The sequence below is a fragment of the Arthrobacter agilis genome (assembly GCF_002953615.1).
GTDB lineage: Bacteria > Actinomycetota > Actinomycetes > Actinomycetales > Micrococcaceae > Arthrobacter_D > Arthrobacter_D agilis_B.
This window is the reverse complement of record NZ_CP024915.1, coordinates 391,827-399,333: the sequence shown is the minus strand read 5'-3', so window position 1 is coordinate 399,333 and position 7,507 is coordinate 391,827. Positions and strand designations below refer to the sequence as shown.

General features: G+C 69.8%; 8 protein-coding genes. All 8 read left to right on the top strand.

The genetic code is table 11. From position 1 onward, the window contains the following. A partial coding sequence (gene tgt, locus CVO76_RS01980) for a tRNA guanosine(34) transglycosylase Tgt (protein ID WP_208740495.1) occupies positions 1–1,156 on the top strand: 1,156 nt, incomplete at its 5' end. Between the two features lie 281 nt (positions 1,157–1,437). Continuing rightward, positions 1,438–1,842, top strand: a complete 405-nt coding sequence (locus CVO76_RS01975) for a hypothetical protein (RefSeq protein WP_208740494.1) — start codon at positions 1,438–1,440, stop codon at positions 1,840–1,842. Positions 1,843–2,216: 374 nt separating this feature from the next. Beyond that, positions 2,217–4,076 carry a L,D-transpeptidase family protein gene (locus CVO76_RS01970; protein ID WP_208740493.1) on the top strand — a complete coding sequence of 620 codons (1,860 nt, stop codon included), beginning with the start codon at positions 2,217–2,219 and terminating at the stop codon, positions 4,074–4,076. Between the two features lie 103 nt (positions 4,077–4,179). After that, entirely contained in the window at positions 4,180–4,845 is a 666-nt protein-coding gene (locus CVO76_RS01965; protein ID WP_133080333.1) for a TetR/AcrR family transcriptional regulator, read from the top strand. Then, positions 4,842–5,309: a hypothetical protein gene (locus tag CVO76_RS01960; protein WP_208740492.1), complete on the top strand. Its 468-nt coding sequence runs from the start codon at positions 4,842–4,844 to the stop codon at positions 5,307–5,309. Before CVO76_RS01965 ends, CVO76_RS01960 begins: the two co-directional genes overlap by 4 nt. Further along, positions 5,306–6,241 (top strand): TIGR01777 family oxidoreductase, encoded by a 936-nt coding sequence (locus CVO76_RS01955; protein ID WP_208740491.1) that lies wholly within the window; start codon positions 5,306–5,308, stop codon positions 6,239–6,241. Before CVO76_RS01960 ends, CVO76_RS01955 begins: the two co-directional genes overlap by 4 nt. 4 nt (positions 6,242–6,245) lie before the next feature. Next, the gene (gene thiD, locus CVO76_RS01950; protein WP_208740490.1) at positions 6,246–7,073 is read left to right on the top strand and encodes a bifunctional hydroxymethylpyrimidine kinase/phosphomethylpyrimidine kinase; all 828 of its coding nucleotides are present in this window, start codon (positions 6,246–6,248) and stop codon (positions 7,071–7,073) included. 16 nt (positions 7,074–7,089) lie between these two features. Next, on the top strand, positions 7,090–7,507 hold a 418-nt coding region (locus CVO76_RS01945), incomplete at its 3' end, for a DUF6328 family protein (RefSeq protein WP_244186153.1).

Genomic DNA, 7,507 nt, shown 5'->3' with positions numbered 1-7,507 from the left:
GACCATCACCACCCCGCACGGCGAGATCCGGACGCCGGCCTTCATCCCCGTCGGGACCAAGGCCTCGGTCAAGGCCGTGCTCCCCGGAGCCATGGCGGACCTCGGCGCGCAGGCCCTGCTCGCGAACGCCTACCACCTCTACCTGCAGCCCGGGGCGGACATCCTCGACGAGGCGGGCGGGCTCGGCGCCTTCATGAACTGGCCCGGCCCCACCTTCACCGATTCCGGGGGCTTCCAGGTGATGAGCCTCGGTTCGGGGTTCAAGAAGGTCATCACCATGGACGTCCCGGTCGACGCCGACAAGGCCGGCGCCGATGACCGCGTCGCCGTCGGCAAGGAGCGCCTCGCCTCCATCGACGACGACGGCGTCTGGTTCAAGTCCCACCTCAACGGCGACCGCCACCGCTTCACCCCGGAGATCTCCATGCAGGTGCAGCACCAGCTGGGCGCCGACATCATGTTCGCGTTCGACGAGCTCACCACCCTGATGAACTCGCGCGGCTACCAGGAGGAATCCCTGGAACGGACGCGGCTCTGGGCGCTGCGCTGCATCGCGGAGCACGAGCGCCTCACCGCGGAACGCAGCCACCGCCCGTACCAGGCCCTGTTCGGCGTCATTCAGGGCGCACAGTACGAGGACCTCCGGAGGAAGGCGTCGGCGGACCTCGGCGCGATGGACTTCGACGGCTTCGGGATCGGCGGGGCGCTGGAGAAGGAGAACCTCGGGACGATCCTCGGCTGGTGCAGCGACGAGCTGCCCGAGGACAAGCCCCGCCACCTGCTGGGCATCTCCGAGCCCGACGACCTCTTCACCGGCATCGAGAACGGCGCCGACACGTTCGACTGCGTCTCCCCCACCCGTGTGGCCCGCAACTCCGCGTTCTACACGCCGGACGGCCGGTGGAACCTCTCGAACGCGCGCTTCAAGCGGGACTTCACGCCGCTCGTCGAGGGCTGCGACTGCTACACCTGCACGCACTACACCCGCGCCTACATCCACCACCTGTTCAAGGCGAAGGAGATGGTGTCCGCGACCCTGATCTCCATCCACAACGAGCGGTTCGTGGTGCGCATGGTCGACGACGCCCGGGCCGCACTCGAGGACGGCACGTTCTACGAGCTGAAGGCCGACGTGCTGGGGCGGTACTACGCCTGACCCTCCTTCCCCGCAGATCGTGCGGGATCGTTACCGAATCTGGACCGCACCGCGGACGATCGCTGATAATGCCCGGCTGTACAACCCTCCCGGTCAGAAGCCCCTGGTTCCCGAACGAGAAGTTCACCGCGGGAAATAGGGGAAGAATGCGGAGTGTCGGGAGGCTTCTCTGGGGGGTGGCACTGGGCGTCATCGCACTTTCCGGCTGCACGCCGCCACCTGCCAATGCGCCCGATGTGCCGGCCTCAGGACCGTCGGCGGCCTCGACCTCGCCCGGGACGATGCCCGCATCGCCGGACGCGGCGACGACGTGGGTTGCCGACGCCACGGGGACGGACCTGCCGGCCCCTGCGTCCCCCGATCCCGGACCGAGCGTCGAGGCGACCCTGGAGACCAGCAGGGAGTCGGTGCCGGCGAATCCGACCGCCATCGCCAACGATTCCCTGAGCGACGTGGTGTGCACGGCGGATGCAGCCGGCGTCTGGTCCTTCTCCGGGACGCTGACCAATACGGCCGACACCGCAGTGACGTTCTCTGTCGTCGTCGCAGTCGGGAGCACCAGCAGCGTGGCCGGCCGCACGAGGATCCAGCAAGCAGTACCAGCCGGCGGCACGATCGAAGTCCGCGCTGATGCCTTCGCCGAGGCCCCGGCACCCTCCACATGTCAGGCGGTCGTCTTCCGGTGAACACTTCATCCACGTCCCTTCCGGCGCGCGCACTCGCTGTCGTCTCGCTGGCCGCTCTCCTTCTCTCCGGGCTCGCTCCGGGCGCGGTCGCAACGCCCGCCCCTCCCCCTCAGGTCGCGGAGCAGACCCCCGCACCGACTCCCCCGGCGCAGGCTCCAGCGGATCCGGACACGACTCCCCCTGCTGGCGCTCTGCGGACACCTGCGCCTGCAGGCCCGGACGCGGTCCCGGAGCCGTCGACCGCGGAATCGGCTCCGCCCGAGCCTCCGCCGGCCGGAGTGGCGACGAGCCCCGTCCCGACCGCCACGGCCGAGCCCGGTGATGAGGAATCCGGCCCCGGACCTGAAATCCCACCGGAGAGTGCCGCACCGGCGGTGCCTGACCTGCAGGAACCACCTACCCCGACGGCAATACCGGACCCCGGGGTCAGCGCCGCCGCCGCGGGTCCTTTCACTCCCATCGGAGGCATCGCCGCCAAGTGGCGGGAACTCGGCGGTGCTGCCGGGCCGCTGGGCGAACCGACCTCCGACGAGTCCTGCACCGCAGCAGGACCCTGCGTGGAGACCTTCGTCGGCGGAGAGATCCACTACACCCCCTCCACCGGAGCGCACGCAGTACTGTTCACCTCCGGCAGGACCGGCCCCCGGTGGGCAGCCACCGGAGGCCTGGCCGCCGTCGGCTATCCGGTGACCGACGAGCGGTGCACCGCGGGCGGCTGCTCCCAGCGGTTCTCCAGCGGGATCGACCTCACCTGGAGCAGGGTGGGCGGGCACCAGCAGGTATGGACCCGGGGCGCCGTCGGTGGCGCGCTGTACAACCGGTACGGCGGCTACGCTGCGGCCGGCTACCCGTCCTCGGCCGAGGTATGCGGCACGCGGGACAACGGCTGCGCCCAGGAGTTCGGCGGACTCCGGATCCTGTGGTCCGCGTCGTCCGGCGCCTTCGGGGTATGGACCCCCGGAGCCATCGGCGGCGCATACTCACGGACCGGGGCGGAGAACGGCTGGCTCGGTTACCCGACGTCCAGGGAGACCTGCGGGTTGCGATCGGCCGGCTGCAAGCAGACCTTCCAGCGCGGGGTGATCTCCTGGTCGGCAGCAACAGGCGCCCACGTCAGCCGCGGCGGGATGCTCGCCGCCTGGGCGGCCCGCGGCGCGGAGAACGGTGTACTCGGGTATCCCCTCGACAACGAGGTGTGCGGGCAGCTGAGCGGTGGCTGCGTCCAGAAGTACCAGGGCGGCTCGACCTACTGGTCCCCGGCGACCGGCGGACACTCGACGAACGGCGATATCCGCGCCCGTCACGAGAATCTGGGCGCCCACACCGGTTACCTGGGCTACCCGCTGGAAGCCGAGGTCTGCGGACAGCGCAACGGTGGCTGCTACCAGTGGTTCCAGGGAGGCGTGATCTTCTGGTCCCCCGCGACCGGCTCCCAACCCGTCCGCGGAGGGATGAGAGCGAAGTACGAATCGATGGGCTTGCACCTGAGCTACCTCGGCTACCCCCAGACGCCGGAGCGCTGCGAGGGCGGTGAATGTGTCCAGCCCTTCCAGGGCGGGTACATCTCCTGGAAGAGCTCCGGCGGCCGGGATCACCGGCACACCACATGCACCACGCTGAACGACGGACGCTCCAGGTACCCGACGGGCGGGGCGAAGAGGGTCCTCCTCACCATCGCCGGCGGGTACGGGCAGAGTTCCGCCAGCGCCGTGTACTGCCAGAAGGTGGCGGGAACGTATGTCACCGACTGGACGACCGATGCCAGGGTGGGATCCAGCGGCTTCAGGAGGCCGGGAGTCCCGTCCGGGCCGACCCGCTTCAACTATTCCCCCACCGGGTCCTACTCCGTGACCGAGGCCTTCGGCCTGGGCAACCCCGGCACCGCGCTGCCCTACCGCACGCTCAACCCCCGCTCACGCTGGGGCGGCAACCCCTACACGGCCACCTACAACAAGTACTTCGAGTCCTCCGCGTGGACGGGGTACGACGAGGACATGTGGTATTTCGCGACACGGGCCACGCACGATTACCGGCAGGGCGCCGTGATCAACTACAACCGGCCGCCGGACTCGGCGATCGTCCAGGACGCGGGCTTCGCCATCTTCCTGCATGAGAACAAGGCTCCGACCGCCGGGTGCATCGCGCTCGACGACTGGGCGGTCGAGGACTACCTCAGGAAGTCCACGCCGGGGGACCGCATCATCATGGGCGTCGCTTCGGACCTGTTCCGGTAGCAGCGGCTCCATGAAACGGGCCGGTCCAGCGCCTCACCCTCCTGTTTGAACATGTTCAGTTTCGGGTTAGACTCCGAATTGAACATGTTCGAAAGGGAGCCGGATGCCGACGCCGACAGCCAAGAGTGAAGCGACCCGGGAGCTGCTGGTCTCGACGGCGCTCCGGCTGTTCCGCGAGAACGGGTACGAGAAGACCACCATGCGGGCGATCGCCTCCGCGGCCGAGGTCTCCACCGGAAGCGCGTACTACTACTTCGCTTCCAAGGACGATCTCGTCCACGAGCTCTACCGCAGCCTGCAGGAGGAGCACCGGGCGCTCGCGCTGCCGCTGCTCCGCGAGGGGCAGAACCTCGGGGAGCTCCTGCGGGTGGTCCTCAACACCGGCGTCGACGTCCTGGCGCCGTACCACGACTTCGGTTCCAACTTCATCAGCATCGCCATCAAGCCCTCGGCCACCACGAGTCCCTTCGGCAGTGAATCCGCCGTCGCCCGTGCCCGTGCCATCTCCCTCTTCCGGCACGCCGTCTCGCTGTCGAGGCCCCAGCCACCGCTCGCCATCCGCGACGACCTCCCGGAGCTCCTCTGGTACGCCTACATGGCGATCACCCTCTTCTGGGTGTACGACTCCTCGCCCCGCCAGGTCCGCACCCGCCGCCTCATCGACCAGGCCGCGCCGCTCCTGTCCAAGCTCGTGATCCTCTCGCGGCTTCCCGTCGTCCGGAAGATCGTCGAGGACATCGTCCAGCTGATCCGTGGGACACGGCAGTGAGCACGGACGACGGGACACCCGACGACCGCACACCGGACGGGACACTCGACGAGGGGACGCCCGACGACGGGGCCGGAGTACCACGCCGCCGCGTGACGTTCGGCGCGGGAGCCGTGGCGTTCGGGTTCCTCGTGGGCCTGGTCACGCTCGCCCTGGTCTTCGCGCTCCCCTGGGGCGCGGACGCACCCGGTGTCTTCGTGCTGGCCCTCTGGTACGGGCTCGGCATCGGCCTGGTCACGGGGCTGCCGCTCGGCATCCTCGTCGGGCTCCTGCTGCGCCCGGTGACGAACCAGTGGGTGCACATCGGCGTCTTCTTCGCCGCCTTCACCCTCGTCCCCCTGGCCCTGATCGCCCTGCTGTCGCCCTCGAGGTCGGTGCTGGAGAACCTCCCGGTCGCCCTCATCATCGGAGGCGTGGGCGCTTTCGCCCGCGCGAGTGTCTGGAAGCTGGTCCGCGTGCAATGAGCATCACCACAGTAGTCCTCGCCGGAGCATCGGGATTCATCGGCAGCCACCTGGTCCGCCGCTTCACCGAGGCGGGGGTGGAGGTACGGACGGTCGGCCGGTCCGGCCCGGCGGTCTGGGGCGACACGGCCGCCATGGCCCATGCCCTCCACGGCGCGGACGCCCTCGTCAACCTCGCCGGGCGCAGCGTGAACTGCCGCTACAACAGGCGGAATGCGGACGCCATCTTCTCCTCCCGCGTCGGCACCACCGAGGAACTCGGCCGTGCCCTCGCGCTGTGCCGGGCGGAGGGCGGCACGCCGCCGCCGGTCTGGATCAACGCGAGCACGGGCACCATCTACCGGCACGCGACGGACCGGCCGCAGGCGGAGGACGACGGCGACCTCGGCTCGGGCTTCTCGGTGTCGGTGGCACGGGCCTGGGAACAGGCACTCGCCGACGCCGACGTCCCGGACGTCCGGAAGGTGGCGCTGCGCATCTCGATCGTGCTCGGTCCGGGCAGCGTGATGACGCCGCTCGGGAACCTGGCGAGGCTCGGCCTGGGTGGCCGGATGGGCGCGGGGACGCAGAAGTTCAGCTGGGTCCACCTCGACGACCTGTTCCGCGCCATCACGTTTCTCGTCGAAACGCCCTCGCTGAGCGGGCCCGTCAACGTCGCGGCCCCCGGGGTCGTGACCAACGCCGAGCTGATGGCCGCCGTCCGCAGGCGCCTGCGCGTCCCCGCGGGCCTGCCGACCCCGGCGTGGCTCCTGGACCTCGGCGGCGTGCTGATCCGGACGGAGGCGGAACTGGTCCTCAAGAGCCGGTGGGTGTCCCCGCGCAAGCTGCTCGACGCGGGCTTCACCTTCGACTACCCCATCCTCGGCCCGGCGCTGGACGACATCCTCCGGCGGGATCGGGTGGCCGCGCCGGAGCCGGTTCGGGCACACTAGGGAAATGTCCGAGACCCAGACTTCCCCGTCCCCAGCCGTCACCCTGACCATCGCCGGTTCCGAGGCCACGGGCGGCGCCGGTGCGCAGGCCGACCTCAAGACGTTCCAGGAGCTGGGCGTGTACGGCGTCGTAGCCCTGACCTGCATCGTGTCCTTCGACCCGAAGCAGGAGTGGCAGCACCGGTTCGTCCCCGTGGACCAGCAGGTCATCGCCGACCAGCTCGAGGCCATCCAGTCCTGCTACCCCCTCACCACCGTCAAGCTCGGCATGCTCGGCACCCCTGCGACGATCGACACCGTCGCGGCCGCGCTGAGGAGCCAGGCGTGGGACAACGTGGTCCTCGACCCGGTGCTGATCTGCAAGGGGCAGGAGCCCGGGGCCGCGCTCGACACCGACCAGGCACTGAAGGCGAACATCCTCCCGCTGGCCACCTTCGTCACCCCGAACCATTTCGAGGCGGAATCGCTCTCGGGCATCACCATCGAGAACCTGGCGGACCTCGAGGAGGCGGCGCGCATCATCCACGCCCAGAGCGGTGCCGTGGTCCTCGCCAAGGGTGGCGTCCGGATCGAGGGACCCGACGCCGTGGACGTCTACTTCGACGGCGAGACCCTCGAGGTCCTGTCCGCTCCCAAGGTCGGCGAGGTCGCCGTCAGCGGAGCCGGCTGCACGCTCGCCGCAGCCATCGCCGCCGAACTGGCGAAGGGCGCGGCCCCGCTCGAGGCTGCCCGCACGGCCAAGGAGTTCGTCACGGAGGGCATCCGCAACCGGGTCGTATCGAATGCCCCGTTCGACGCCGTCTGGCAGGGCGGCGCGCGGTCGTCCCGCTAGCGGACGGGCGGACACCGTGGGTCCCACGCCCGGACCGGCGTCCGACGGCGCCTCGGCTGCGCGTGCTCCGCACAGCGCGGACGGGGTAGCCTCCACCGGCTCGCCGACGCAGCGTCAGGAGGGGCCGGCGGACGACGACGGACGCGGGGAGAGCCTCAACCAGCGCCTCGACCGCAACTGGCAGGAGATGCTGCAGGAGCTGCGCGTCATGCAGACCGGCATCCAGATCCTGACCGGTTTCCTGCTGACCCTGCCGTTCCAGAGCCGCTTCGAGGAACTCGATGACGTGCAGGTCGTGGTCTACCTGTGCCTGGTCTGCCTGTCCGCCCTGATCACGGCCCTGGTGCTGTCCTCCGTCAACCTGCACCGCGTGCTCTTCGGCCTGCGCGTGAAGTCCACCCTCGTCCAGCACACCGCTGCGATCATCCGGATGA

Excerpts from the sequence above, each read along its gene's own strand:
- CVO76_RS01975 (WP_208740494.1), top strand. The coding sequence starts at position 1,438 with ATGCCCGCATCGCCGGACGCGGCGACGACGTGGGTTGCCGACGCCACG.
- thiD (WP_208740490.1), top strand. The coding sequence starts at position 6,246 with ATGTCCGAGACCCAGACTTCCCCGTCCCCAGCCGTCACCCTGACCATC.
- CVO76_RS01965 (WP_133080333.1), top strand. The coding sequence starts at position 4,180 with ATGCCGACGCCGACAGCCAAGAGTGAAGCGACCCGGGAGCTGCTGGTC.
- CVO76_RS01955 (WP_208740491.1), top strand. The coding sequence starts at position 5,306 with ATGAGCATCACCACAGTAGTCCTCGCCGGAGCATCGGGATTCATCGGC.